Below are 25,343 nucleotides of genomic sequence, written 5' to 3'. Positions count from 1 at the left end.
GCGCAGTTGAGCGATGATCCTCTCGTCACGCTGCCGGCTATGGCCGCGTGATCGATCCGGCCTTGCCGGAGATCGGCGTCGCTACGTCGGCGAAGCTACACCATGCGATGGGACACGATCTTCTGTGGAACGGGCGATCTCCGCCCGCACAGCAGGCGTGGTCCGCGCTTGGGCATGTATCTGCACCATCACGAAACCTCATCAGCAAGAGCGGCAAAGCGCCAGTGGGACGCGTCGGAGCGGACCTCGCGGCCCGCCTGGGAGGCCCGGCGCGCGTCGCGGATCGCAATGTAGGCGTCGACGGCTTCAGCGACGGTGATATCCGGGTTGAGCGCGGTCTCGACGCCGCCGCGCTCCTGGAGCGCGAACCAGTGCGTCGCCGTGTCGAGGGCCTGCTTCCAGCTGAGCACGGTCTCGCCATTGGACTCGGCGATGTCGTCGGCGACGCCGAGCGTATGCTTGACGCCGTTGCCGTCCGTGCCGGGCGGGCGATAGCGGGCGACCCAGGTCCCGGCGCGCGCGCCCCGGCGATAGCCGAGATGCTGACCCTCGCAGACCATGCGCCAATAGGGGTTGTTGCGGGGCTTGAGCCGCAGACGGGCGGCGCGGTCCTGCAATCTCAGATCCGATAAAACGCGAGCCATGTGCTTTGCCGACGATTAAAACGCGATCCATAGAAATAGCCGGATCGCGCCGGACAGCGTAGCACAATCTTCACATAATTAATTGATTTTATTGGTATCTATAGACATCCACCGGCGTCTGGAAGGGGCCCTTTCACGGCTGAAACAGGGATTCGATTTCCTCCTGGCTAAACTTCAAACGAAGCACGGGCATAGCGCATCGGCGGAACCCCGACGTGGCGGGTGAAGGCAGTGCTGAACGTGCTCGCGGAGGCGTAGCCGGCTTGCGCGGCGACATGCTCGATCGCGAGTTCCCGCGTGCGCAGCAACCGCTTGGCGAGTGCCATACGCCAGGTCAGCAGATATTCGATCGGTGGCAATCCGACGATGCGGCTGAAGCGTGCGAAGAAGGCGGATCGCGACATCGCCGCCTCGGCGGCGAGTTCGGCCACGGTCCAGCCATGCGCGGGCCGCGCATGCATGGCCCGCAAGGCGCACACCAGGCGATTGTCCGACAGCCCTCGGGCGACGCTCGGCACCGACATGATGTCTGCCCCGCACCGCAGTGCCTCGATCAGCAGCACCTCGAGCAGACGCTCCAGAATCAGCTCCCGCGCCGGACGGGAGTTTCGCGTCTCATCGCCCACCAGCTGAAGCAGCAGCGCAAGCCTCGGCTCATCGCGTGCGACGATCATCCCCGGCAGCAGCGAGACGAGCAGGGCGGCATCGGGCGAGGCGAAGCTGCAGATTCCGACCTGCATCCTGAGATTGACCGGCTCGCCCGGGCGCCCGACCCGGAACCGCCCCTCGCCGATCTCCGTCGGAACCATGGCGATCCCGTGCGGCGGCGCCTCGATGCTTTCGACGACATGATCCTTGGTCACGGGCGACAGCACGAAATCACCCTTGCGCACGATGATCGGCGGCCTGCCGGACGATACGACCCGACACTCGCCCTCCAGCACCGCGAAGAATACCGGCTTGCCTTCGATGTCGCGGCGGAGGCGCCATCGGCCAGCATATTCGACGAGCTTGGAGTAGCTGGCCGAGGGCTGAAGCAAGGTGACGATCTCGGCGAGCGGGTCGACGGACATGGCAGGACTATCGCAAATGTAAAACGGACTTCCGACCATAGGCGGTCTCTCCTTCCTTCGCCATATACCGGTGACTGCTACGCAACTCGGAGTGCTCCATGCCCACCGTTCTCATCACCGGTTGTTCCTCAGGCTTCGGCCTCGAAACCGCGAATCTGTTTCTCGAGAAGGGCTGGAAGGTCATCGCTACGATGCGCCAGCCCAAGGCCGACATCCTGCCAGCGTCCGCCAATCTCATCGCCTTGCCGCTGGACGTCACTGATCCGGGCAGCATCGCGCGCGCGCTCGGGCAGGCCGGCGAGATCGACGTGCTGGTCAACAATGCAGGGTTCGGCGCCGCCGTGCCGATCGAGTTGATCGAGGCGGACACGGCACGGCAGCTGTTCGAGACTAATACACTCGGCACGCTGGCGATGCTGCAGGCGGTCCTGCCCGGCTTTCGCAACCGCCGCGCCGGAGTGGTCATCAACGTCACGTCGACGGTGACGCTCAAGCCGCTGCCGCTGGTCGGCGTCTATCGAGCGAGCAAGGCGGCGGTCAATGCGCTGACCGAGAGCCTCGCGGTCGAGATGGAGCCGTTTGGCGTGCGCGTGCATATCGTGCTCCCCGGCCGCTCGCCGGAAACGAACTTCGGCAACAACGCCCTCCCGCATTTGCGCGGGCTCGATAACCCCGACTACAAGCCGCTCATCGAAAGCATGATTGCAGGTTTCCGCGACGACACCGGTCCGGCCACCCATGCCACCGATGTGGCTGCGGCAGTCTGGCTGGCGGCCACCGATCCGAGCGCGCCGCTCAAGATCCCCGCTGGCGAGGACGCGGTACAGTGGATGGCCGAGGCGGGATGACAGCCACTCAGGCCAATGGACGGCTGCTCTCGTCTGGAGCAGCCGATCGTGCGTCCGCCCAGAGAGGATTCTGCCGCCTGACGGAATAGAGCGCCACGATTACCGCCGCGAACCCTGAGGCTGCGCCGACGGCCAGGGCCCAACGCGGGCCGAACCGATCGGCGACCCAGCCCACCGTCGGCGCCCCGATCGGCGTAGCGCCAAGAGCGACGCCGATGCGCAACGCCATAACCCTTCCCCGCATGGCAGGATCGGTGGAGACCTGCATCAGGCCGTTGGTAGCGACGACGAAGGTCATGCAGGCTCCGCCGACCACCACCAGCGCCGCGGCGAAACTCCAATAGCTGGGCGCGAACGCAGCCATCGAGAAGCCGATGCCGAGAACCAGCGCGCTCCAGAGGAGCGTCTTCACTGTCGGTCGTGCGCTCCTGGCATTCAACAGGGCGCCCGCGACTGTCCCCACCGCCAGGACCGAAGACAAGATGCCGAATCCCCGTGCGTCAGCGTGAAACGCGCGCACCGCCATGGTGGAAATGAAGATGGGAAAGTTCAGGCCGAAGGTGCCGATCAGGAACAACATGACCAGGATCACGACCAGATCGGGCCTGCCGGCCACATATTGCAGTCCGGCACCAAACGCGCCTGGCGCGCGTGCTGCGCGTTCCGAGGAGTAGAGTTCGTCCTTCCGCAGCAGGAGCAGCGACACCAGTACCGCCAGGAACGAGGCGCCGTTGACCAGGAAGGCCCAACCGGTTCCGACGGCGGCGATGATCAGGCCCGCCACGGCCGGCCCCACCAGATTGGCCATGTTGAACGAAATGGAATTGAGCGTGACAGCGTTGTGCAGGTCCTCGTCGCCAACGAGTTCGGAGACGAACACCTGCCGCACCGGCGCGTCGAATGCGGCCGCTGCGCCGAACAGGGCCGCGAAGGCGTAAACGTGCCACAGGCGCACGAGCCCGCCAATGGCAAGAAGACCGAGGATCAATGCCAACACGCCCATGGCCGCCTGGGTGGCCACGAGGAGCCTGCGTCGATCCATGTGATCGGCCGCGGATCCGGTCCAGGGCAGGAGCAGTAGCTGGGGTGCGAACTGCAGCGCCATGACGACGCCGAGAGCCGAGGCGCTCTTGTGGGTCAGCACCGTCAGCACAAGCCAGTCCTGCGCCGTGCGCTGCACTCCTGTGCCGATATTGGAGACCAGGGCACCGCCCGCCCAAAGACGATAATTATACCGTCGGAGAGACCGGAATGGCCCCACGCTTTTCTGTGTCACGCCAGATCGGGCCCGCGCCCTTCGTTGAGGCTGCCGAAATGGAGAGCACCTATCAGGCCGATCGCCAGGAGACCGAGAGCAAACGCGCCGAGGTCGCTAATGTCATAGGGATCGAATGGGCTTGCACGGCAGAGGAGCAGATAGGCGATCACCAAGTTGGTGAAGCCCCACAGCACGTTCACCAGTGCGGACGACATGCCCCTGCCCGGCGGCTTGGCGAAGGGGCTGGGAAAGCGGCGGCCCATGACGCCGCTGACCAGATGCGGGACGGTGTTCAGCAGCGCCGCACCGCCGAAAAAGTCGGCTGCCAGATGCAGGACATGCATGTCAGGCATGCCTTGCCAGGAGATGGAGGACGTCGGCGGTGGTCCCGGTCTCTCCCAGGCGCGGGAACACCTGGCCGATGCTATGGTCGTGAGCGCCAGGACGGGGATCGACCATGGCGTCGATGGCGAGGGTGACGTTGAACCCGGCCTCATAGGCTTGACGTGCGGTGGCCTCGACACCGGTCCCGGTGGCGATACCAGTGATGACCACCTGGGTCACGCCGAGCGTCCTGAGTTGGCGCTCCAGGTCCGTGGTGGCGAACGCGCCCCAGGTCTTCTTGGTCACGCGGATGTCGCCGGGCTGAGCGTCCAGTTCGGGGACGAGCTCGGTGAAGCCGGGCGGCAAAGTCACGGGAGTCCGCGCGGACTGTTCGATTCGGCCCGGAGCGACGCCGTCGACGTTGACCAAGACCACTGGCAGCTCCTTCGCGCGGAAGGCCTCAGCCAACGCGCGACTGCCAGCCACGACAGGTTCGAAGGTCTCGGGCGCAACCATGCCCGCAACGCCCTTCTGCAGGTCTACAACGATCAAGGCGGTCTTGGGATCGAGCGTGGTTACAGGCATCGCATTTCCTTGGGATTGATGAGCGGTCGATATCAGTCAGAGGCGAGCCGATGGAGGAGCGGCAGTACGGCGGATAGCTGCTCTTGTTCCTGAGGCGACAGCCTCGCATCGATGATGCGCGAGAGCCAATCCTGCCTGACGGCGCGGCCCTCGGCGATCCAGCGACGACACTCCTCGGTCAGGGACAGCAGGGTCTGGCGCTTATCCGCAGGATCTGGGCTCCCGGTAACAAATCCTGCCGCCTCAAGCGTGGCGATGACCGCTCCCATGGACTGCGGCTTCATCCCCTCCGCGCGGGCGAGGGCGGAGGTCGTGGCAGCGCCTTCATTCTCCAGGCGGAGCAGCACGGAAGTCTGCGAATGCGTCAGGTCGCCCACGTCGGCCTGCTCGCGCAGGCGCCGCTTCAGTTTGCTGGCAAAGCCGCGAAGCTCCCTCGCGAGGGTGACAGCTGTGGATTGTTGAGATCGATCGGTCACGCCACCCTGGCTACCACATATGAAGGTAAACTACAAAGCCTATCTTCACATATGGCCGCACGATAGCGCCACTGGATCCGCGCAACGACTTTGCTCGTCGTGCATGTCGTGTTCGTGATGGGCGGCCGAAATCAGATCGGTGAGGGCGATTGGAACGGAAGATTCGCGGCCTTCTTCCAAGAGCGTTCAGAGCTCGACTGCCCCGTGGAGCTTAGCCTGCCGGAAAGCAGTCTTCTTCTTGATCTTACCCGCTTTCCAGCCGCGCCGCCTTGCAATTGGCTTTAGACCTGCGCCATGCCGCCATCGACCGGCAGTTCGGCGCCCGTGACGAAGCTGCTGTCCTCGCCGGCGAAGAACAGCGCGGCCGACGCGACCTCGCTGGCCCTGGCCATGCGGCCGAGCGGGATCAGCTGTGTCAGCGTCTCGCGCAGTTCGTCGGATGTCGCCGCCATCATCGCGGTGTCGGTCGGTCCCGGCGCCACGACGTTGACGCGGATGTTGCGAGGAGCCAGTTCGTTGGCCCAGGTGCGCGCGAGTGAGCGGACCGCCGCCTTGGTCGCGCCGTAGACGCCATAACCCTTGGTGCCGATCTCATCGGCGATCGAACCCACTAGCACCACCGAGCCGCCATCGGGCATGATCGCGGTCGCGGCCTTGGTAGCGAACAGCAATGCCCGCACGTTGAGGCCGAATGTCCGGTCGAAGTGATCCTCGCTGACCTCGTCCAGGGTCGCGAACTCGGAGATCCCGGCGTTTACGGCCAGAACATCTACCCGGCCCGCCTCGCGCTGCACCGCTTCGAAAAAGGCGCCCAGTGCCGCCAGATCGGAGGCATCGACGCGGCGCGGGCGCAGCAGGCCGGCCCCATGCGCCGTCTCGCCTTCCGCTGCGCGCCGGCTTGTCGCGTAGACCGTGGCGCCTTCCGCTGCGAAGCGCTCGGCAATGGCGCCGCCAATGCCTTGATGGCCGCCGATGACGACTGCGATCTTGTCTGAAAGGCTACCCATAATTCCTCACGTCGTTGATGATGACGAGAAGATATAATCTCTATATCTAGGCACAAGAACGCACTCAGATGTGCCTAGATATGGATGCGTATACCCATGACCGCCGACACGATCGAACTGCCGCTCGATGTGACCGCTACGCGCCCGATCCTCGAACAGATCGCCAACAAGTGGACGGTGCTGATCCTCAGCGTGCTGTGCACGCAACCGGCGCGGTTCAACGACCTCAAGCGCCGGCTCGACGGCATCACCCACAAAGCGCTGTCGGACGCGTTGAAGCGGCTGGAGCGCGACGGCTTGATCAGCCGCAAAATCCTGCCGACACAGCCGATCGGCGTCGAATATGCCATTACGGCGCTCGGCGCATCTTTGCGGGAGCCCTTCGCTGCGCTCTACAGGTGGTCACTCGCCAATGGTGCCGCGCTGGCGCGCGCGCAGGCTGACTATGACGCATCGAGAAAGCACGGCAGCCTGGAAGCAGCAGCGTGAGATTTCGAATGGGATGAGGTTTCACTTGCCAATGTAAGCGGCCAACTCGTCAGGCGTCCCGTTCGGAAAGGCACGTCTCAGATGATCGAGGAACGCTGAAACCCGCGCGCTCAGCAGCCGCCGCGTTGGATACAGCGTCCATAGTATGATGTCGGGTGCATCCGCGTCGCCCCAGTGGGTGAGCGTACCGTTGGCGAGATCATGGCTGACCAGCGAAATCGGCAAGCGCGCGGCACCGACGCCGCTGCGCACCGCATCGCGGATCATGATGAGCGAGGACAGGCTCAGCACCGGCTCGATGGCGATGGTCGCGGGGCCCGAGGATGACTTCACCCGCCACGCTACGGTGTCGCCCGGCGTGCGCACGACTGCTGGCGCGGCTGCGCCCCCGATCGGCGGCGCCTGTCCAGCCGGCGCGACCACCACCAGCCGGTCGCGCAGGAACGCCCGGCCGACCAGGCTCTCGTCGGGGTCGGGGTTCACGCGGATCACGAGGTCGAACCCTTCCTCGATCATGTCGACCGCGCGATCCTCGGTCGTCACTTCGAGCCGGACGTCTGGAAAGCGCCGCGCGAAGTCGGAGGCGAGCTTGCCCATCGCGGTCTGACAGAACAGAAGCGGCGCGCTGATCCGCAGCCGACCGCGCGGCCGCTCGCCGCCCGAGGCAATTGCGGCTGCAGTCTCCTCCAGCTCGCTGAGTAGCCGGCCGGCGCGCTCGAAGAGCGCCCGTCCTTCTTCGGTCAGCTTGAGATCCCGCGCACCGCGTTCGAACAGGCGCAGGTCGAGGCTCGCCTCCAGTTCGGCAACGCGCCGGGACAAGGTGGCCTTGGGTCGCCCCGCGGCGCGCGCAGCTTTTCCGAACCCCCCGTGCCGGGCCACTAGGTTGAAATCGGCAAGGGCTAGCAGATCCATACTGTTCCACCAGTGAGACGGACAGTCCAAATATAGCGGCTATTTGCAAGCATGTGGATCGATCATTTTCTGGATGCCAATCCCTCCACGCGTCAAACAAGGACCATCGTCATGATTTATTCGACCGCAACCGTTCCCGTTAACCCGGCAAGCGAGACCAGGCTGACCGCCGAGCAGGTGTGGAAGGGCCTCGAGCTCAAAGCGCGCGACGCACGCCTCTTCCTGCCACCAAGCCTGTGCACCCGCTGCGACGTCACCGAGGAAAGCGCCACCCATTTCGTCCGCGAAGCGACGATCGGCGGCAAGGATCTGCGCGAGATCATCGTGCTCAAGCCCGGCCGCAAGGTCACCTTTTTCCAGGCGACCGGCCCCCGCGAAGGCGCGATCGTCAATGAACTGTTCGAGGATGAGGCGGGTGCGCTGCAGCTGCGCTTCTATTGTTACCTCGGACTGCGGGACAAAGCGCCCGGCGGTCCCGAAGAGCAGGCGGAACAGGCTCAGTTCGACAGCGAGCAAGGCTACAAGGCGGCGCTGCTATCCACGCTGAAGCGCACGCGCGAGCTGCTGGCCAGCGGCACGCTTTGAGAAGACGGCCGCCTCACCCGAGACTCGCGATGCGGCGAGCCGCGTTTTGAAGGTGATCGATGAAGGAGCGCACGGCCGGATTGCTTCGCCGGCTCTCCGGCCAGAGCGCCGTGATGCCGTGCCGCTCAACGGCATAGTCGCCGAGGACCGGCACCAGTTCACCGCGGGCGACATAGGGCTCGGCGATGAAGGCTGCGATGATGCCGATGCCCCCGCCCGCCACCACCGTCGCGATCACGGCCCCGCTCGCGTCGACGATCACGCCCGATGGCGGAACGATCTCGATCTCGCGGTCGCCGACCCGGAACGGCCAGCGGAAGAGCGCACCCGTGCTCTGGAAGCGCAGATTGACCGTGTCGTGCGTTGCGATCTCGTCGGGATGTACGGGGGTCCCGCGCGCAGCCAGGTAGGAGGGCGCGGCAAATGCGCAGAGACGCAAGGGTGCGAGGCGGCGAGACAGAAGCCGGGAGTCGGCCAGCTCACCGAGGCGCACCGCGATGTCGATGCCCTGATCGACGATGTCCACGAAATGATCGTCCAGACGGATGTCGACAATGACCTTGGGATGGCGCGCTCGGAACGCAGGCAGGGAGGGCGCGATGAGATGCAGGCCGATCGGCAGCGACGCTGCGATCCGCAGGGTGCCGGAAGGCTCGGCGCGAACAGCGGTGGCGACCTGTTCGATCTCCTCCGCGTCGCGCAGCAGTCTCAGCGCGCGCTCGTGCAGCTCGCGACCTTCGGTCGTCAGCGTCAGCGATCGTGTGGTGCGCGTGAAGAGCGACAGGCCGAGCTGTTTTTCGAGCCGCTGGACGCTTTTGCTCACCGCGGAGGGTGACACGCCGAGCGAGCGGGCGGCTGCGGTGTAGCTGCCGAGCGATCCGGCACGCGCAAACGCAAAGAGGCCCGTCAGGCGTTCGAATGCCACTTGTTCCTTCATGGCATAATTGAAGCGAAATTGGGCCGAATTATCAATCAATATCCTATATTCTATCTCCGTCTCCTTCAGAACGATCTTGAAGGAGGCAGCCATGGGTGAAGTGATGAAGGCGGTCCGGCTCCACGTGTTTGGCGGCCCGGCAGTCCTGGCGTATGAGGATGCGCCCAAGCCGGTGATCGGTGCCGGCGAAGTCCTGGTCCGGGTCCATGCCGTCGGCGTCAATCCGCCCGACTGGTATCTGCGTGAAGGTTACAGGATGCTGCCGCCCGAATGGCGGCCGGAGATGGTCTTTCCCATCATTCCCGGCACCGACATCTCGGGCGTCGTCGAGGCGGTCGCCGCTGACGTGGACGGGTTCGCCATCGGCGATGATGTCTATGCGATGGTCCGTTTTCCGGGCGGCCTGAACGGCGAGAGCCGCACCTACGCGCAATATGTCACGGTGCCTGCATCCGAGCTGGCGTTGAAGCCCGCCGGCATCGACCATGTCCATGCTGCGGCCGCGCCGATGTCGCTGTTGACCGCGTGGCAGTTCATCATCGAACAGGGCCACGATGTTCCCAACCCGTTGCAGCCGCACCAGCATGTCCCGGTGCCGCTGGAAGGAAAGAGAGTGCTGGTCAATGGCGCGGGCGGTGGCGTCGGCCATCTCCTGGTGCAGCTCGCCAGGTGGCGCGGTGCTCATGTCATCGCCGTCGCCTCGGGCAAGCATGAGGCCATGCTGCGCGATCTGGGGGCCGATGCGTTCTACGACTATGGCAAGACGAAGGTGGAAGACGAGCTTCGGGATCTCGATCTCGTCGTCGATGCGGTAGGGGGGCCGCAGAGCAGCCGCTTCCTCCGAACGCTCAAAGCTGGCGGCTCACTGTTTCCGGTGTTCGGGCTGGGCTACGACGATGGCGGTGAAGCGGCACGGCGTGGCGTCAACGTCTCGACGACGCAGGTCAATTCGAGCGGGGCGCAGCTCGCCCAGATCGCTCCGCTGCTCGATGACGGCACCATCCGCGTCATGATCGACAGCACCTTCCCGTTGTCTGAGGCCCGCCGGGCGCACGAGCATGCGGCCAGGGGTAATCTGCAAGGCAAGATCGTCCTGACCGTCGCCTGAGGAGAACGCCCGGGCTCCGCCATCTCGGGAGTCGGCCGACGTCGTCCACCGAGCCAGGGACTGCACGCGCGACGGCGTCATCCACGTGCTTCGGCTGTCCCTTGACGAAAAGGCCGCCATCGGCCGGCCCTCCCGGTGACACTCATCTTGGCCGGCACCATCATCATGGTTGCCACCCTCTTGCTCGTGCGGGTGGAAGGGACAGGCCGCTGATCGTCAGGCCGTGAATTGGGTTCGCCGCATATTGGAGGTGTATCATGTCGAGGAATGTCGCTGATCTTGTCGCATCGACGCTGGCGGCGGCGGGCGTCGAACGCATCTGGGGTGTCACCGGAGACAGCCTCAACGCCCTCAACGAGAGCCTCCGCACGCATGGCAAGCCGGAATGGATGATGGTCCGCCATGAGGAGGTGGCAGCCTTCGCTGCCGGTGCCGAGGCGGCCGTCACAGGCAAGCTCGCAGTCTGCGCGGGCAGCTGTGGCCCGGGCAATCTCCACCTCATCAACGGACTCTTCGACTGCCATCGCAATCATGTGCCGGTCCTGGCGATTGCCGCCCACATCCCATCGTCCGAAGTCGGACTGGGCTACTTCCAGGAAACCCATCCCCAGGAGCTGTTCCGGGAATGCAGCCATTTCTGCGAGCTGGTGAGCAACCCGGCGCAAATGCCCGAGATCCTGCACCGCGCGATGCGCACGGCGGTCGGCGAGAGCGGGGTCGCGGTCCTGGTCATTCCGGGCGATGTGGCGATGCTGCCCGCGCCCGACGCGCGCGATCCGGCCTGGCCGGTGTTGAGCAGGCCCAGGCTGCTCCCGGCAGAGGATGACGTCGACCGGCTGGCGAAGCTCCTGAGCGACCAGCCGGCGGTGACGCTGCTGTGCGGGAGCGGCTGCGCCGGACTGCACGATGAGGTGGTGCAGCTGGCCGACATGCTCGGAGCGCCGGTCGTCCATGCCCTGCGCGGCAAGGAACATGTCGAATGGGACAATCCCTTCGACGTGGGCATGACCGGGCTGATCGGCTTCTCGTCCGGCTACCACGCCATGATGAACTGCGATCTGCTGCTGATGCTGGGCACGGATTTTCCCTATCGGAATTTCTACCCGGCCAAGGCGAAAGTGGTGCAGGTCGATCGCGATCCCGGCGCGCTTGGCAGACGCGTCCCGCTCGATCTGGCTATCCATGCCGATGTCGGTGAAACGATACGGGCGCTCCTTCCTCGTCTGGCACCGTCCACCAAGCGCAGCTTTGTGACCGCCGCACGCGATCATTATCGCAAGGCGCGCGAAGGGCTCGATCATCTTGCGACGCCCGCGGCGGCGGGCAAGCCGGTGCATCCGCAATATCTGGCCCATCTCATCGACACGCTCGCAGACGAGGACGCGATCATCGCGGCGGACGTGGGCACGCCGACCGTCTGGGCGGCGCGCTATATCGGCACCAACGGCAAGCGGCGGCTGCTATTCTCGGCCAATCACGGCTCGATGGCGAATGCTCTGCCGCAGGCAATCGGCGCGCAGGCGGCGGCGCCTGGGCGGCAGGTGGTGACGATGTCGGGCGATGGAGGCATCGCCATGCTGCTCGGCGACCTCTTGTCGCTCAAGCAGTTGAAATTGCCCGTGAAGGTGGTGGTGTTCGACAATCAGACACTGGGCTTTGTTGCAATGGAGCAGAAGGCAGGCGGGTTCCTGCCGGTTAATACCACGCTCGAAAATCCCGACTTTGCCGCTATTGCCGAAGCCTCGGGCATACTGGGGCTGCGAGTGGACGACTCGACAACGCTCGAAGCGGCCCTGCGGCAGGCCTTCGACCATGACGGGCCGGCGCTCGTTCAGGTGCGCACGGCTACCCAGGAGTTGGCGATACCGCCTGCGATCAAGTTCGAACAGGCGAAGGGGTTCAGTCTCTACGCGCTCAAGGCCGTCCTGAGTGGTCGGGGCGACGAGCTCATCGAACTCGCCAAGACCAATCTTCGATAGCGGGATCGGACGGATGGCCGCTTCGGCCATCCTCAGCTCTCCGCATCATACCTTCTGCAGAGGGCTGCCATCGCATGCCCTCTGGATCTTAGCTTCAGAGTATTCCCTCCTGCTGCGCCTGGTAGACCGTCCTGACTGTCGGTCGGAAGCCGAGGGTACGAGCAAGCGAGGCGTCGATATGAAGGTGCCAGGGGTTCCGCATGGGTTCCGAGGACGGGGCCATGTTGTGGCCGATCAACTTTACCAACTCGTAGATCGTTGTCGGCGCCTCGTCAGTTATATTGACGATCCGGCCATCGAAAATGCCTGCCAAAGCCAGCTTCATGGCCGTCGCGATATCGCGGTGATGGATCGTGCTCATCCGGTTGGCGGGGTGAAATCCGAAGGCGCTCAGATGCTTCGGCAACATTTCCAGATGACCGTCGCCATCGCCATAGACGAAGGGGAATCGAACGATCGCCCAATTCAAAGCGCTTTCGCGCAGCGCCTTCTCGGCTGCGACTTTGCTGGCGGGATAAGCCTCGTTCGGCTCGACCGGATCGGTTTCGCGCCCCGGTTGCGGGCCGTCCTTGCTGTAAACGTTCGACGTGCTCGCCATCACAAAACGCGCCGCCGGTGCGTAGGTCTGAACCGCGGCGATAAGGCTCAGCGTGCCCTCCAGGTTGCTTTTCCAGATCAGGCCAGTGTCCTGGGTGCGAAACACTGCCGCCAGATGGATGACCGCCGAGACACCCGCGACCGCGTCGACCAGCGAAGCCGGATCGAAGAGATCGCCTTCCACGGCGTGAACACCATCGGGGGTATTTTTTCCCGGTCGCACCAGGACGCGGCAGTCTTCACCGGCTTCGACGAGACGCGGCACCAGGCGCTCGCCGATCAATCCGGTTGCGCCGGTCACGAGGATCGTCATGCCTTCTTTCCTTTCAGTCGGTGATTGAGGCGCTCGGTCGCTGCTCTCAGCACCCTCGCGGTCGTTTCGATGTCGGCGGCGGAAAAGCCGCTGAACGCCTCGTCATGGATGAAAGCGAGGTCGGGCAGTTCATCCCACAACCTCATCCCTGCCGGGGTCAGGCGCAGCAGCTTCTGGCGCTGGTCGAGGTCGCTTGGGACCTGTTCGATCAATCCCTTTCGCACCAGCGCCGAGACGATGATGCTGACGGTCGCGCGCTCGATCTGCAACAGCGAAACCAGATCGCGCTGCATCGTGGGCCCGACCTGCGCCAGCAGGTGCAGGATATACCATTGCGTCGAGCCAAGGCCGTGCGGGCGCAGAACCTCTTCCATGAGCGCGCGTCCCGCGAAAAAGCACCGCTTCGCCCACGCACCCACCGTGCCGTTTTCACGGTTCGCGTCTTTGTTAGCCATCAAACATCAATGTTAGCTAGCAAACATGATGTCAAGCTTCGATCCGTCGCAAGCCGTCAGCTTCCCTGCGGTATTACAAGGATCCAGCCTCGGCGGATCGTTGTCGACATATGGCCAGGCCTTCAGATCGCCCCACCTGCTCGAAGCGCGTCCTTGAACAGTTCGAAGGCCGCCGTCCCTCGCCGATCGGGGTAATAGAGGTGATAGCCGGCAAAGGGTTCACACCACGGTTCCAGGAGCCGGACAAGACGGCCATCGGCCAGCTGCGCCGCCACCAGATCCTCCAGAATGTAGAGGACACCGAAGCCTTCGAGGGCAGCTGCTACCAGCAGATCGCCGTCGTTGAACACCGGTCCTCGCCCCGGCACGATGGTCGCTGAATGGCCGTCGCGCTCGAACGACCAGGGCGAAAGGTCTCCGTTCGCGGCGCGATAGGCGATACAACGATGGCCTGTGAGGTCGGCGGGCTTCATCGCCGCGGCATGGTCGTTTAGATAGCCGGGAGCGGCGACCACCGCGATGCGGAGTGGTGGCCCGACCGGCACCGCGATCATGTCCTTCTCCAAGCGCTCGCCGAGCCGGATGCCCGCATCAAAGCGGCCCGTCACGACGTCCGTCATGCTGTCATCGACGCTTAGCTCGACCTCGATGCCGGGGTGGCAGCGCATGAAGGATGGCAGCATGGGCCACAACACCGTGTCCGCGGCGTGCTTGCCCGTCGTGATCCGTACGGTGCCGATCGCTGCTCCTGGCGCGCCGGACAAGGCCTCGATCTCGGCATCTAAGCCGGCCATTGCCGGCGACAGCGTAGCCAGCAAGCGCTCGCCGGCGGCAGTCGGCGCGACGCTGCGTGTCGTGCGGGCGAGGACGCGAAAGCCGAGTTGCGCCTCTAGCCGCTTCATGGCCTGGCTCAATGCCGACTGCGTGACGCCAAGCCGCCTGGCGGCGCGCGTGAAGCTGGTTTCGGAGGCGATCGCCGCGAAAATAGCGAGATCTGCAAGCCGATCCGGGCGCATTGATGACCCTCACTACTAGGGCCCATGACTGATCAGGCCGTTCACTCGATCCATTAGCATGGCTACCTAGTTGGGTAACAACGGAGTCAAGCGAGGAGCAGGCAGTGGGAAAGGTCTGGCTGGTTACGGGGGCGAGCCGAGGGCTCGGTTACGAAATCGCGCGCGCTGCACTCGCTGCAGGGGAAACCGTCGTGGCGACGGCGAGATCGGTCGAGGCAGCGCGAGACGCATTTGGGAGCGACCAGGATCGGCTCCACGTCCTCCCTCTTGATATCACCGACTCCGGAGCAGCCAAGGCCGCCGCCGACAAAACCGTCGAACGGTTCGGTACAATCGACGTGCTGGTCAACAATGCCGGCTATGCCGAACTGGGTTTCTTCGAAACCTTTACCGACGCCGCGGTGCGGCATCAGTTCGAGGTCAACCTATTCGGCACGATGAACGTCGCGCGTGCGGTCACACCGCATATGCGCGCGCGTCGCTCAGGCCTCATCGTCACCATCTCGTCGGTCAGCGGGCTGGTCTCCAACGCTGGCGGGGCAGTCTACTCCGCGTCGAAGTTCGCGATCGAGGGATGGATGGAGGGCTTTGCGCAGGAACTGGCGCCATTGGGCGTCCGCTCGCTTCTAGTCGAGCCGGGGATGCTGCGCACCGACTTCATGGACGGCAAGTCGGCGGGCTTCGGCAGCATCGACATTCCAGACTATGCAGAGGCGGTCGCGCAATATCGATCGTTCGTGTACGGGGCCAATGGCAACCAGCCGGGCGATCCGAAGCTGCTCGCCGCGCGGATCGTCGCGCTCGCTTCGCAGGGCGATCCGCCGTCGCGGCTCGTGTTTGGCGACGACGCGCGGCGGTGGGCCAGCGCAAAGGCCGATCAATTGCGGGCTGAGATCACTCAGTCCGTCGATCACTGATAGGACACCCAACAATAGCTTCAAAAAAGGGAGCAGCTTCGAGGGGGTACCGGAGAATCCGGGAAAAGTGATATCACATGCATCCGGCAGGAAGAGCAAATCGCAGTCAACTCGGCCGCTTGCCACCCGCTTGCTCTATACTCCTTACTGAGTAAGGCGACAGGGATACCTCCTCTTTTCCTATCCGTAAAAGCTTCGATTCTGCGCATGTATCAGCTCGATCGATCGAGAATTAACCTTTAAATTCGCATCTACCGCCTTGACTCTCAGGACATATTAACAGGACATTATCCTTACGATTGATGAAAAATGGGGAAAATGGGGGAGATTATGATGAAACCGGTCAATGTCCTGCTGCTGATTCGCAACGAGATTCAGCGCGAAGGGCTCAGGCGCTTGCTGCTGGATCAGTCGCTGGCGATAATTGGATGCTACGCCGATTATACTTCATTCGATTTGGAATTCGCCGTCGAAGGGGCGGATAACCCACCTGTCGTCCTCATCGATCTGAGCACCATGCAAGAGAATCTCGACGCGTGCCGTCATCTCCGCGCTAATTGGCCACAGTGCAGGATCGTGATCTTCGCCGCGAAATGTGATGGCCAGACCGTGGCGGAGGCTTTCCTCGCGGGCAGCGACGGATATGTCGCGAAGCACACTTCGGTCAGCAGCCTCGGAAACAAGCTGATGCTGGTCGCGCTCGGCGAGAAGATCATTCCTGCAGACGTCTTCCTCGAGCTGTCCACGCAGTGGACGGAGAATCCCGCTCTGTTCGGGAGCAGCAACCTCTCGGATGTGAACCTCTCCGAACGCGAACTGCAGATATTGGAACGCCTGGTGCATGGTGATGCGAACAAGGTCATCTCGCGCGGCATGGCCATCACCGAGGCGACGGTGAAAGTCCATGTGAAGGCGATCCTCAGGAAGCTGTCCGTCGCCAACCGGACCCAGGCCGCCATCTGGGGCGTCTCCCGCGGCATCGGCAAGGGAGCGATAACAGCAGATTCGGCAATGCCGCTCAGCAATTTGAGCGCGCCTGCCCATGCGCATCCCGGGAACCACATATTTTAAGGCATTTTTGCTTTTAAGGCATTTTGCGCTCTTCAACGGACGTTTCAATACGCCTCGCGACCGCGATCTCGCAGGACGACGAGGTTGTGTCGAACGACGTGCTTCCGCCAACGCTTCCATACAGCCAGACGATCGGTCCCGTATCGATAGGGTGCCGTCGCGGAAAGGATGCCGTCCGGCCCATCGCCGCGCCCATATTCCAGCCAGGCTTGCGATTTTCCGCTAAGGCCGTGTTGCGTCTGCCCTGTGTTCGGCCGCATCCCGACCAGTGAGCGCAGCCAGATCGGCAGGACGCAATTCCCGGATCAGCTGGCTTCGATCACAGGAAATTGGATCCTTGTCCGGCCGCCAGCGCAGAAAACGCGTTCCATGGCGGAAACGATCGTCCGTCACTTGATCATAACCGACTTCGACGACCAGTTCCGGCCGAAGCGGCGTCCATGGTTTCGCCTTGCCTCCATTCCACCGGCTGGGGCCACCGGGTGCATTGCCGGTGAAACCCTGCCCGCCAGCGTAAGGGGCCAGCTTACGCGCCAGCGCTACCCGTTCGTGAACCGGGAAAGCGGAGGTGAAGCCGACATGATCGAGCCGCCCGTCCTCGCCATAGAGCCCCAGCAACAGGGACGCGACCGCCTTTCCGCCGGCCGTCGTCCGAAAACCGCCTACGACGCAATCCGCCGTCCTGTACTGCTTGATCTTCAGCATGGCTCGCTGGCCGTTGCGATAAGGCAGGTCTGTCCGTTTCGCCACGATGCCATCGAGCGCGCCGCCCGCCCGGGCCAGCCAGCGCCTCGCCTGCACCGGGTCCTCGCTCGCCGGAGAAAGCAGCAGCCCCTGCACGTCTAGCGACTTCATGAAGGCCTCCAGCGCTGTCCTCCGTTCGGCTAGCGGGCGTGCCGAAAAATCATGCCCTCCGATGTTCAGGCAATCGAAGAGGATGAGACAGGCGGGCGTCTCGCGCGCCAACCGCTCGATACGGCTCGCGGCAGGATGGAGGCGCGCCTGCAGCGCCCCGAACGACAGCGCCTGGCCGACTGCGATTACCAATTCGCCATCGAGCAGGAACTGGTGCTCCTGCACCGCTCGCATCATCGCCACGATCTCGGGAAAATAGCGCCCGAGAGACTTGCCGGATCGGGATATCAGCGAGACCTCGTCTCCATCCCGACCGGCAAGTGCGCGAAAACCATCCCATTTTGGCTCATATTGCCAGCCCTCGCCTTCCGGTAGCTGCTCGACGAGCAGCGCTTCCATCGGGCTGGGTATGGCGTCCATCAGGCCAGCGTGCGAACCTTGGGCTCGCGATCCCAATGGCGGGTTCCGGCAGCATCGAGGAAGGATTTGCCGATCTCCAGGACGCCCTCGTCCGCGCGCACGCCAGCCTTGTCGAGAAGCGGCTGCGCCTCCTTGCTGTGGCCGATCGCTTTCAGATGGACGAAGGCATCCATCACGAACTGCACCGCCGCAGCCTCCTCGAGCAACGACCTGCATCCTTCATCCGAAAGGATGACCGCAATGGCATCGAACAACACGGACGGCATTCCGGCAAGCTGCCCGTCCGCCTTGAGAATGGAACCGTCGGCCATTTTCGCGCCGCCTACCTTCGGCGCGACGATCACCGGCCGGCCTCCGGCATCGCCGATGGCGCTGGTGAGATCATCCACCGCCTTTCCGTCCGATCCATCCGCGATCAAGATGCCGACCGATCGCCCTTCCAACGTCTTCAGATCCAGCGCGCCGCGGATGATGCGGAGCGCCGGGGACGGATCGAGATCGAGTATCGGCGCCGCCACCGGCGACGCCTCGGGCAGCGGCATCGCCAGTCCGTCTGCGACGCGCCGGGCGAGGTCCGGATCGACATTGACGAGGTTGGACAGCACCCGCGTACGAACATGCTCGAGCCCGACCTTCGACAATTCGAAGACCAGCGCCGAGGCGAGGTGCGCCTGCTCGGCCGGATCCAGCGACCGGAAGAAGAGACGCGCCTGACTGTAATGATCGGCAAAGCTCTCCGGGCGGATGCGGAGCTTGTCGCCTTGCTCGTCTGACTCCGCACGTCCGGCGAAGCTGGTGAAGCCCGTATGAGGGCATTCGCGCGGCCCCGCTGTCTCGCCCGCCGCCGCCAGGCTGTTTGGTTCGTAATTGGCGCGGCCTTTCGGTTGAAGCATCTGCATGTGCCCGTCGCGCTGGAAGTTCATCACCGGGCACTGCTTGGGCTGATTTATCGGAATCTGATGAAAATTCGTCGATCCCAAGCGCTTGAGCTGGGTATCGAGATAGGAGAACAGCCGCCCTTGCAGCAGCGGATCGTTCGAGAAATCGATCCCCGGCACGATATTGGCGGGACAATAGGCGACCTGCTCGGTCTCTGCGAAGAAATTGTCCGGCCAGCGATCGAGCACCATCCGCCCGATGGGGCGCACGGGCAACAACTCTTCCGGAATGATCTTCGTCGCGTCCAGCACGTCGTAGGGCAGGCTGTCGGCAAATTTCTGATCAAACGCCTGTATGCCCAGCTCCCATTCGGGATAGTCGCCGCGATCGATCGCCTCGAACAGGTCGCGGCGCTGAAAATCGGGGTCGGCGCCGGCGATCTTGACGGCTTCGTCCCAGCAGGTCGAGGCCAGCCCCTGTTTGGGCTTCCAGTGAAATTTCACGAAGGTCGATCTGCCCTCCGCATTGACGAAGCGGAAAGTGTGGATTCCGAAGCCCTGGATCGTGCGCAAAGTGCGTGGGATCGTCCGATCCGACATGGCCCACATGATCATGTGGGTCGATTCCGGCATCAGACCCACGAAATCCCAGAAGGTGTCATGCGCGGTCGCGGCTTGAGGGTAGCCGCGGTCGGCCTCCATCTTCGCGGCGTGGATCAGATCCGGGAACTTGATCGCATCCTGGATGAAGAAGACGGGGATATTGTTGCCGACGAGATCCCAATTGCCCTCTTTTGTATAGAATTTGACCGCGAAGCCGCGCACGTCCCGCGGCGTATCCACCGATCCCGCGCCGCCTGCGACCGTCGAGAAGCGGGTGAAGACCGGCGTTCGCTCGCCGGCCCGCTGGAACAGATCAGCCCTCGTAATGTCGGCCAGGCTCTCATAGGCCTCAAAAAAGCCATGGGCCGCCGATCCTCGCGCATGGACGATGCGCTCCGGGATGCGCTCATGATCGAAATGGAAAATCTTCTCCCGCAGGACGAAATCTTCCAGAAGAACCGGCCCTCGCGCGCCGGCCTTCAGCTGATTCTGATTGTCGGAAATGCGCAAGCCCTGGTTGGTGGTCAGATGCCCTTCCCCACCATGTGATCCGGCTTTCGCAACGTGCTGGTGAGTCTCACCGCCATTGCCAGCGCTGGTTTCGAAATCGGCTTGATCGGCCATCGTCCCGTCCTGTCCCGCCTGTTGGATGCGACGCTCAACCACCGAAAGGTCAATCGGTTCGGCAGTTTGATCTGGATCAGACAGATTTCCCGACAATGGCGCGGCGGCGGGACGCCTCGCCCTATAGCGAAAAGCCGCCATCAATGGTGAGGCTGGCACCGGTGACATAGTCGGCCTCAGGACCGGCGAGATAAGCGACGAGGCCGGCAATCTCGGACGGCTTGCCGGCGCGGCCCAGCGGCGAAGCATTCTGCAATGTCGCGATAAAGCCTGAAGTCAGGTCGGTTTCGGTCGGGCCCGGCTGCACGGTGTTGACCGTGATCCGGCGCGGCGCGAGATCGAGGGCAATGCCCTTCACCATCGCTGCTACCGCCGCCTTCGACATGGCATAAGCCGCGCTGCCGCCGCTCGGACGATCCGCCGTGTTGCTGCCGATCGCGACGATCCGTCCCCCGTCGCGCATCTCTGCAGCGGTGGCCTGGATGGCAAGAAACACGCCGCGCACATTGATCTGAAGGATAAGGTCCAGATCCGCGACGCTGAACGTATCGATTGGACCGCTGCGATAAACGCCGGCATTGATCACCGCCACGTCGAGGCCGCCAAAGGAAGCAACGGTGCGATCCACGGCGGCCCGAAGCGCAACCGGATCGGCGCTGTCCGCAGCGATGGCGAGGGCGCTGCCGCCCGATTTCCCGATCGCACGTACCACCGCATCTGCCTTGTCTGCACGCGTGGCGTAGGTCAGCGCTACCGCGAAGCCGTCGGCAGCAAGCCGCTCCGCGACCGCAGCGCCAATGCCCCGCGATCCGCCGAAGACGAGTGCCACGCGCTGCCGCGGCCCAGTATTAGCCTTCGTCATTTTCTATCCTTTCGAGAAAAACCGAGATACGCGTTCCGCCCGGGATGACCAGATTACTGAACGATCATTCCATAACTGGTCAAAAAAAAGGTTCAGCGAAGCGCGCGCATGGCCATGTCGCCGAGGGCGGCAAGTCGCTCGCCGCTCAGCCCTCCTCGCGCCGCAACCCTGATCCCCGCGAAAGAGGCGATGAAGAAATCGACGATCCAATCGGGATCGAGGTCGCCCGCAACATCGCCATCGGCCTGCGCTTCGACGACACGAAGCTTGATCGGACCTCGCAGCACGGCATCGGCATGCTGCCTTATTTCCGTAAGCGTGGGCTCGCGTTCGCCAAACTCGCAGACCGAGTTGACGCCGAGGCAACTCTCTTCAGCACCGGCCACCACCCGGTCCACCATCGCGCGAAGTCCGTCCACGGCGCGCGCCGGTCCGCCCAGGCTGGCAATGTGCGCCCTCGCCTCGGCTGCCGCATAGCGCCGCACCGCCAGGCAGTAGAGCTGCCATTTGTCGCCGAAGCAGTTGTAGAGGCTCTGCCGGCCTATCCCCATCGCCTGGACCAACATCTCGGCCGACGTGCCCTCGAAGCCATGTTCGCGAAAGGTCGCGATGGCTGCGTCGAGTGCGTCTTCCTCGTCGAAGGCCTTGGGTCTCGCCATGCGGTCTCCATAATAATTTTGAACGATCGGTCAATAATAATCCGCGTGATCCGTGGTCGGCAATGAGCGACGGGCGCGATCGCTCGATCACGCCTCGGGTCAGCCGCCTGCATCGGACGCTCGCCACGGAAATCGTGGCCAGCGCACCACCGTCCGCAGCAAATCCCGCATCATTCGCGGTCCAATGTCGCTCGAGAAATCGTCCTCTGGGCCGGGATCATTCCGTTCCGAGCATCTCGCTGATCTTTGCGGAGAGCATCTCGATCTGGAACGGCTTCGTGATCATCGCCATGTTGGCGCCAAGGAAACCTGCGCGGTTAGCGGCATTTTCTGCATAGCCTGTCACGAACAGGATCGGGAGATCCGGGTGATGTTCGCGCGCGATTTCGGCGAGTTGCCGGCCGTTCATCCCCGGCAGGCCAACATCGGACACCATCAGGTCGAAATGCTGGCCGGATCGCAGCAGATCGCTTGCGCTCGCGGGTTCCGCCGCCTCGAAGGTGCGATAGCCGAGTTCTTCTAAAACTTCCCTTACCAGCAGCCGAACCGAGTCGTCGTCCTCCACCAGCAGCACGGTCTGCCCGTCGCCTTCCCGCACGATCGCGGTGTCACCACCGGGTTGCTCTTCGCGCGCTCCGTCCGCGGCGGGCAGGTAGATGCTGACGGTGGTTCCGGTGCCGGGCGCCGAGTGGACCCGCACCTGCCCATTCGATTGCTTGGCGAAGCCGTAGACCATGGACAGGCCCAGGCCAGTGCCCTGGCCGATCGGCTTGGTGGTGAAGAAGGGATCGAAAACCTTATCGAGCGTATCCTTATCCATGCCGACGCCGCTGTCCGTCACCGACACGACTACATATCGGCCCGGAGCCACCCCGGGGTGAGTGGCACAATAGCTGTCATCCAGCTTCGCTTCGTGCGTCTCGATGATGAGCTTGCCGCCGTCGGGCATCGCATCGCGCGCGTTGATCGCAAGATTGATGACGGCGCTCTCAAGCTGGTTCGCATCCACCACGCCTGCCGGAATGTCATTCGCCGGGTTGATCGACACCTCGACCCGCTCCGTCATCGTGCGGCGCAGCAGTTCGTCGAGAGACAGAATGAGTTTATTGATGTCGATGGCGCGGCTGTCGAGCGACTGGCGCCGCGAAAAGGCCAGCAGACGGGCGATCAGATTCGCCGCGCGCTGAGCGGATGCAGCCGCGGCGTCCATGAAGCGATCGAGATCCTCATAGCGTTCGGACGCTATCCGGCGCCTCATGATGTCGAGTGCGCCGATGACGCCCGTCAGCATATTGTTGAAATCGTGCGCGATGCCGCCGGTAAGCTGACCGACCGCCTCCATCTTCTGTGCCTGGCGCAATGCCGCCTCCGCACGTTCGCGTTCGGCGGCCTCTGCGGTCAGGCGATCGAGCGCGCTTTCGAGATCGGCGGTTCGCGCAGCGACCTGGGCCTCGAGATTGCGGGCGGCATCGATCAGCGCTTCCTGCGCCCGCTTCTGCTGATCGATGTCGACGATGACGGAAATGGCGCCGACGACCGTCCCGTCGTCATCCTTGAGGGGAACGCCGCTGACGCGTGTCCAGACGTTCGTCTCGTCCGGTGCGTGAAAGAGGAATTCGACACCCTGAACCATCTCGCCGCGCAGCGATCTCGCTCCGGGAAAATCGCGACTGGTCAGCCTTTCGCCGCTCGCGTCATAAGCTTCCCAACGATGACGGCCGTCAGGATCCAAAGATGGAATGACGTCTTGAATACTGAAGCGGCGGAACGCCGGATTGACCAGCTGCGTGTCCCCGGTCGGACCGACGAAAGCGACGCCGACCGGGAGATTTTCCAGGAGAGTCGAGAGCCGCCGCCGTTCGGCGTCGAGAGCAGCGACCTGGTCGCGCATCTGGAATTGCTTCTGGCGGGCGCGCATCGCCGAGGCGATGGCGCTGAGCAGGGATTCGGTGCTCAGCGGCCGTTCCAGCAGGACGACATTGGTGGCATTGGCCGGCAACCGCCCTCTGACGACCTCCGCCGAAAAAGGCCGCACTTTGCGGCGGCCGGCCAGGAGAATGAAAGGGATGTCGGACCAGGCGGGCTGATCCTCCAGCACCTGGCGAAGAGTGCCGAGCTCATTGGCGAGTGCCTCCTCGGTGATGAGGATCGCGCCGGCATGCTCATCCAGGCTTCGCGCTAGGTCTGTCAGACTGGAGCATATCAACGCGTCATAGCCACGGTCCCGCAGCAGGAGCGCGACACTCTCCGCATCGCGTCCATAGGGGGCGGTAATGAGGACGCGATGTCCTTCGGGCGCGGTTCTATGCACCGGATCCGCGATCTTCCATGAGCGGCGTTCGCGAGCCGACATATTCGGGCGTACCGGTCAATATCCCCTTGAAGGCGGAGAGCGGCTCACCCACCCGGACTCCTTCCCCATCGATGCGCAGTTCTCTTATGGTGTCCTCATGGGCACCGCTCCGGTTCTTGACGACGGATATGGCTTTGCGGATCCGCCCCTCCGCTTCGAAGAAACGGAGCAGGATGACGACATCGGCCACATAGGATACATCGAGACCATGCCCCTGCATGTTGCCGAAGAAGCCCTGCTGCGGATTGATCAGGAAGGTCACGACCCCCGCCTGATTGAGATAGGAGAGGAGTTCGTGGAGCTGAAGGATCAGCTGCTGTTCCTGGGGCATAGCGGCCAGATAGCCGTTGAGGCTGTCGATCAGGATGACCTTGGCATTCCGTCCGTCGACCTGCTCGCGAACCATGGCGGCAAACTGACCCGGCGCCACCTCTGCCGCATCGAGCTGCCGCAGCACGAGGCGGCCGTCATCGATGAACCGTTGGAGATCGATCCCGAACGCCTCGGCACGTGCGAGCAACGTCCCTATCCGCTCGTCGAACTCATAGATCGCGCAATGCTCGCCGCGCCTGCAGGCCGCCGCCACATATTGCAAGGCAAGAGAGGTCTTGCCGGCTCCCGAGGGTCCGGTGATAAGCGTGCTCGTCCCGCGTGCGGGTCCGCCTTCCAGTAAGGCATCCAGTTCCGCAACGTCGCTGCCGATGGTTTCACCCGCGAACGGACTGTAGTGGCCCGCGGCGATGAGCCGCGGAAAGACCTCCAGGCCGCCCCTCTGGATGATGAAATCGTGATAGCCAGCGGTAAAATCCACGCCGCGCAGCTTCTGTACCTGGAGGCGGCGCCGCGCGGCGCCAAAATCCAGCGTCAACCGTTCCAAGGTGATAACGCCGTGGCAGAGGCTGTGCAGATGGCTGTCCCGCTCCGCACGCGTCCCGGTGAGATCGTCGATCAGCAGGACGGTGGTCTTCAAGCTGCTGAAAAATTGCTTGAGGAGCAGAAGCTGCCGACGATAACGCAGCGGATCCTGGGCAAGCAATCGCATCTCGGAAAGGCTGTCGAACACGACCCGGCGGGGCATGATCCGCTCCACTTCCTGCTTGATCAGCTGAATCGTTCCGCCAAGCTCCATTTCCCAGCTGTGCAGGATCGATTGGTCTCTGTCGGCGCCCAACACTTCGTCGGCGGAAGCGAGCTCGAACAGCGCCACGCCTTCGAGGCTCCAGCCATGCGATTGCGCGACTACCTCCAGCTCTTCGCTGGTTTCCGACAAAGTGATGTAAAGGACGGGCTCGCCTCGACGCATGCCTTCGAGCAGAAATTGCAGGGCCAGCGTCGTCTTGCCCGACCCTGGGCTACCCTCGACCAGATACAGCCGGTTGGCCGGCAAGCCGCCGCGCACTATCTCGTCGAGTCCAGTATTGCCCGTTGAAATCAGTCTCCCGAAGTCCGTCGGCATCTGCCCCTCATCGCCCGATGTTATCGCTGAACGCACGCT

Annotated in this window: 25 protein-coding genes; 7 read left to right on the top strand and 18 right to left on the bottom strand. The window is 63.5% G+C overall.

Going from position 1 to position 25,343, the window contains the following annotated elements; all coding sequences use genetic code 11:
* Positions 1-188: 188 nt before the first annotated feature.
* Together GQY20_RS30285 and GQY20_RS30280 are read right to left on the bottom strand one after the other, a co-directional pair.
* Positions 189-617 (bottom strand): hypothetical protein, encoded by a 429-nt coding sequence (locus tag GQY20_RS30285; protein WP_157220907.1) that lies wholly within the window; start codon positions 615-617, stop codon positions 189-191.
* A 194-nt stretch (positions 618-811) separates the two neighbouring features.
* Entirely contained in the window at positions 812-1,717 is a 906-nt protein-coding gene (locus GQY20_RS30280; protein WP_157220906.1) for an AraC family transcriptional regulator, read from the bottom strand.
* 98 nt (positions 1,718-1,815) lie between these two features.
* Here GQY20_RS30280 and GQY20_RS30275 point away from each other — a divergent pair, with 98 nt between their 5' ends.
* Complete coding sequence (locus GQY20_RS30275) at positions 1,816-2,565, top strand: SDR family oxidoreductase (RefSeq protein ID WP_157220905.1); 750 nt, start codon at positions 1,816-1,818, stop codon at positions 2,563-2,565.
* A 7-nt stretch (positions 2,566-2,572) separates the two neighbouring features.
* On the opposite strand, the gene GQY20_RS30270 is transcribed toward GQY20_RS30275, so the two are convergent.
* From GQY20_RS30270 to GQY20_RS30250, 5 genes are all read right to left on the bottom strand, one after another.
* Complete coding sequence (locus GQY20_RS30270; protein WP_157220914.1) at positions 2,573-3,826, bottom strand: MFS transporter; 1,254 nt, start codon at positions 3,824-3,826, stop codon at positions 2,573-2,575.
* Positions 3,827-3,837: 11 nt separating this feature from the next.
* Positions 3,838-4,167, bottom strand: coding sequence for a hypothetical protein (locus GQY20_RS30265; protein WP_157220904.1), 330 nt, complete (start codon positions 4,165-4,167; stop codon positions 3,838-3,840).
* 1 nt (position 4,168) lies between these two features.
* Positions 4,169-4,732, bottom strand: a complete 564-nt coding sequence (locus GQY20_RS30260; protein WP_157220903.1) for an isochorismatase family protein — start codon at positions 4,730-4,732, stop codon at positions 4,169-4,171.
* A gap of 32 nt (positions 4,733-4,764) precedes the next feature.
* Positions 4,765-5,208: a MarR family winged helix-turn-helix transcriptional regulator gene (locus tag GQY20_RS30255; protein ID WP_157220902.1), complete on the bottom strand. Its 444-nt coding sequence runs from the start codon at positions 5,206-5,208 to the stop codon at positions 4,765-4,767.
* Between the two features lie 281 nt (positions 5,209-5,489).
* Positions 5,490-6,215 (bottom strand): SDR family NAD(P)-dependent oxidoreductase, encoded by a 726-nt coding sequence (locus GQY20_RS30250; protein ID WP_157220901.1) that lies wholly within the window; start codon positions 6,213-6,215, stop codon positions 5,490-5,492.
* 96 nt (positions 6,216-6,311) lie between these two features.
* Between GQY20_RS30250 and GQY20_RS30245 the strand changes: the two genes are divergently transcribed.
* Entirely contained in the window at positions 6,312-6,704 is a 393-nt protein-coding gene (locus GQY20_RS30245; RefSeq protein WP_157220900.1) for a winged helix-turn-helix transcriptional regulator, read from the top strand.
* A 21-nt stretch (positions 6,705-6,725) separates the two neighbouring features.
* Here the strand turns inward: GQY20_RS30245 and GQY20_RS30240 are convergent, their stop codons facing one another.
* Positions 6,726-7,616: a LysR family transcriptional regulator gene (locus GQY20_RS30240; protein WP_157220899.1), complete on the bottom strand. Its 891-nt coding sequence runs from the start codon at positions 7,614-7,616 to the stop codon at positions 6,726-6,728.
* Positions 7,617-7,727: 111 nt separating this feature from the next.
* Between GQY20_RS30240 and GQY20_RS30235 the strand changes: the two genes are divergently transcribed.
* Positions 7,728-8,201 (top strand): SRPBCC family protein, encoded by a 474-nt coding sequence (locus tag GQY20_RS30235; RefSeq protein ID WP_157220898.1) that lies wholly within the window; start codon positions 7,728-7,730, stop codon positions 8,199-8,201.
* Positions 8,202-8,214: 13 nt separating this feature from the next.
* Here GQY20_RS30235 and GQY20_RS30230 read toward each other — a convergent pair whose 3' ends face one another.
* On the bottom strand, positions 8,215-9,126 hold the full coding sequence (locus tag GQY20_RS30230) for a LysR family transcriptional regulator (protein WP_232476335.1): 912 nt from the start codon (positions 9,124-9,126) through the stop codon (positions 8,215-8,217).
* A 103-nt stretch (positions 9,127-9,229) separates the two neighbouring features.
* Here GQY20_RS30230 and GQY20_RS30225 point away from each other — a divergent pair, with 103 nt between their 5' ends.
* Together GQY20_RS30225 and poxB are read left to right on the top strand one after the other, a co-directional pair.
* Positions 9,230-10,246 carry an NADP-dependent oxidoreductase gene (locus tag GQY20_RS30225; protein ID WP_198351307.1) on the top strand — a complete coding sequence of 339 codons (1,017 nt, stop codon included), beginning with the start codon at positions 9,230-9,232 and terminating at the stop codon, positions 10,244-10,246.
* 257 nt (positions 10,247-10,503) lie between these two features.
* Positions 10,504-12,225, top strand: coding sequence for a ubiquinone-dependent pyruvate dehydrogenase (poxB, locus tag GQY20_RS30220; protein ID WP_157220897.1), 1,722 nt, complete (start codon positions 10,504-10,506; stop codon positions 12,223-12,225).
* A 94-nt stretch (positions 12,226-12,319) separates the two neighbouring features.
* Here poxB and GQY20_RS30215 read toward each other — a convergent pair whose 3' ends face one another.
* From GQY20_RS30215 to GQY20_RS30205, 3 genes are all read right to left on the bottom strand, one after another.
* Positions 12,320-13,135 (bottom strand): NAD-dependent epimerase/dehydratase family protein, encoded by an 816-nt coding sequence (locus GQY20_RS30215; RefSeq protein WP_157220896.1) that lies wholly within the window; start codon positions 13,133-13,135, stop codon positions 12,320-12,322.
* The gene (locus GQY20_RS30210; protein WP_157220895.1) at positions 13,132-13,590 is read right to left on the bottom strand and encodes a MarR family winged helix-turn-helix transcriptional regulator; all 459 of its coding nucleotides are present in this window, start codon (positions 13,588-13,590) and stop codon (positions 13,132-13,134) included. Before GQY20_RS30210 ends, GQY20_RS30215 begins: the two co-directional genes overlap by 4 nt.
* A 122-nt stretch (positions 13,591-13,712) precedes the next feature.
* Entirely contained in the window at positions 13,713-14,606 is an 894-nt protein-coding gene (locus tag GQY20_RS30205) for a LysR family transcriptional regulator (protein WP_157220894.1), read from the bottom strand.
* A 104-nt stretch (positions 14,607-14,710) separates the two neighbouring features.
* Between GQY20_RS30205 and GQY20_RS30200 the strand changes: the two genes are divergently transcribed.
* Positions 14,711-15,523 (top strand): SDR family NAD(P)-dependent oxidoreductase, encoded by an 813-nt coding sequence (locus GQY20_RS30200; protein ID WP_157220893.1) that lies wholly within the window; start codon positions 14,711-14,713, stop codon positions 15,521-15,523.
* A 333-nt stretch (positions 15,524-15,856) separates the two neighbouring features.
* On the top strand, positions 15,857-16,594 hold the full coding sequence (locus tag GQY20_RS30195) for a LuxR C-terminal-related transcriptional regulator (RefSeq protein WP_198351306.1): 738 nt from the start codon (positions 15,857-15,859) through the stop codon (positions 16,592-16,594).
* Between the two features lie 222 nt (positions 16,595-16,816).
* On the opposite strand, the gene GQY20_RS30190 is transcribed toward GQY20_RS30195, so the two are convergent.
* From GQY20_RS30190 to GQY20_RS30165, 6 genes are all read right to left on the bottom strand, one after another.
* A complete protein-coding gene (locus tag GQY20_RS30190) occupies positions 16,817-17,869 on the bottom strand; it encodes an ATP-dependent DNA ligase (protein ID WP_198351305.1) in 1,053 nt (350 codons plus the stop codon).
* The gene (locus tag GQY20_RS30185) at positions 17,869-19,974 is read right to left on the bottom strand and encodes a catalase (protein WP_157220891.1); all 2,106 of its coding nucleotides are present in this window, start codon (positions 19,972-19,974) and stop codon (positions 17,869-17,871) included. Before GQY20_RS30185 ends, GQY20_RS30190 begins: the two co-directional genes overlap by 1 nt.
* 121 nt (positions 19,975-20,095) lie before the next feature.
* Complete coding sequence (locus tag GQY20_RS30180) at positions 20,096-20,836, bottom strand: SDR family oxidoreductase (RefSeq protein WP_157220890.1); 741 nt, start codon at positions 20,834-20,836, stop codon at positions 20,096-20,098.
* Between the two features lie 92 nt (positions 20,837-20,928).
* A complete protein-coding gene (locus GQY20_RS30175) occupies positions 20,929-21,495 on the bottom strand; it encodes a TetR/AcrR family transcriptional regulator (protein ID WP_157220889.1) in 567 nt (188 codons plus the stop codon).
* Between the two features lie 217 nt (positions 21,496-21,712).
* On the bottom strand, positions 21,713-23,806 hold the full coding sequence (locus tag GQY20_RS30170) for a PAS domain-containing hybrid sensor histidine kinase/response regulator (protein WP_232476334.1): 2,094 nt from the start codon (positions 23,804-23,806) through the stop codon (positions 21,713-21,715).
* A complete protein-coding gene (locus GQY20_RS30165; protein ID WP_157220887.1) occupies positions 23,799-25,304 on the bottom strand; it encodes an ATPase domain-containing protein in 1,506 nt (501 codons plus the stop codon). Before GQY20_RS30165 ends, GQY20_RS30170 begins: the two co-directional genes overlap by 8 nt.
* Positions 25,305-25,343: the final 39 nt, after the last annotated feature.

The organism is Flavisphingomonas formosensis, assembly GCF_009755815.1.
GTDB lineage: Bacteria > Pseudomonadota > Alphaproteobacteria > Sphingomonadales > Sphingomonadaceae > Flavisphingomonas > Flavisphingomonas formosensis.
This window is presented reverse-complemented; position numbering and strand designations above follow the sequence as displayed.

Bases quoted from the DNA above. Each gene is read 5' to 3' on its own strand.
- GQY20_RS30280 (WP_157220906.1), bottom strand. From the start codon at position 1,717: ATGTCCGTCGACCCGCTCGCCGAGATCGTCACCTTGCTTCAGCCCTCG.
- GQY20_RS30275 (WP_157220905.1), top strand. From the start codon at position 1,816: ATGCCCACCGTTCTCATCACCGGTTGTTCCTCAGGCTTCGGCCTCGAA.
- GQY20_RS30265 (WP_157220904.1), bottom strand. From the start codon at position 4,167: ATGCATGTCCTGCATCTGGCAGCCGACTTTTTCGGCGGTGCGGCGCTG.
- GQY20_RS30260 (WP_157220903.1), bottom strand. From the start codon at position 4,732: ATGCCTGTAACCACGCTCGATCCCAAGACCGCCTTGATCGTTGTAGAC.
- GQY20_RS30250 (WP_157220901.1), bottom strand. From the start codon at position 6,215: ATGGGTAGCCTTTCAGACAAGATCGCAGTCGTCATCGGCGGCCATCAA.
- GQY20_RS30245 (WP_157220900.1), top strand. From the start codon at position 6,312: ATGACCGCCGACACGATCGAACTGCCGCTCGATGTGACCGCTACGCGC.
- GQY20_RS30240 (WP_157220899.1), bottom strand. From the start codon at position 7,616: ATGGATCTGCTAGCCCTTGCCGATTTCAACCTAGTGGCCCGGCACGGG.
- GQY20_RS30235 (WP_157220898.1), top strand. From the start codon at position 7,728: ATGATTTATTCGACCGCAACCGTTCCCGTTAACCCGGCAAGCGAGACC.
- GQY20_RS30225 (WP_198351307.1), top strand. From the start codon at position 9,230: ATGGGTGAAGTGATGAAGGCGGTCCGGCTCCACGTGTTTGGCGGCCCG.
- poxB (WP_157220897.1), top strand. From the start codon at position 10,504: ATGTCGAGGAATGTCGCTGATCTTGTCGCATCGACGCTGGCGGCGGCG.
- GQY20_RS30215 (WP_157220896.1), bottom strand. From the start codon at position 13,135: ATGACGATCCTCGTGACCGGCGCAACCGGATTGATCGGCGAGCGCCTG.
- GQY20_RS30210 (WP_157220895.1), bottom strand. From the start codon at position 13,590: ATGGCTAACAAAGACGCGAACCGTGAAAACGGCACGGTGGGTGCGTGG.
- GQY20_RS30205 (WP_157220894.1), bottom strand. From the start codon at position 14,606: ATGCGCCCGGATCGGCTTGCAGATCTCGCTATTTTCGCGGCGATCGCC.
- GQY20_RS30195 (WP_198351306.1), top strand. From the start codon at position 15,857: ATGAAACCGGTCAATGTCCTGCTGCTGATTCGCAACGAGATTCAGCGC.
- GQY20_RS30190 (WP_198351305.1), bottom strand. From the start codon at position 17,869: ATGGACGCCATACCCAGCCCGATGGAAGCGCTGCTCGTCGAGCAGCTA.
- GQY20_RS30185 (WP_157220891.1), bottom strand. From the start codon at position 19,974: ATGGCCGATCAAGCCGATTTCGAAACCAGCGCTGGCAATGGCGGTGAG.
- GQY20_RS30180 (WP_157220890.1), bottom strand. From the start codon at position 20,836: ATGACGAAGGCTAATACTGGGCCGCGGCAGCGCGTGGCACTCGTCTTC.
- GQY20_RS30175 (WP_157220889.1), bottom strand. From the start codon at position 21,495: ATGGCGAGACCCAAGGCCTTCGACGAGGAAGACGCACTCGACGCAGCC.
- GQY20_RS30165 (WP_157220887.1), bottom strand. From the start codon at position 25,304: ATGCCGACGGACTTCGGGAGACTGATTTCAACGGGCAATACTGGACTC.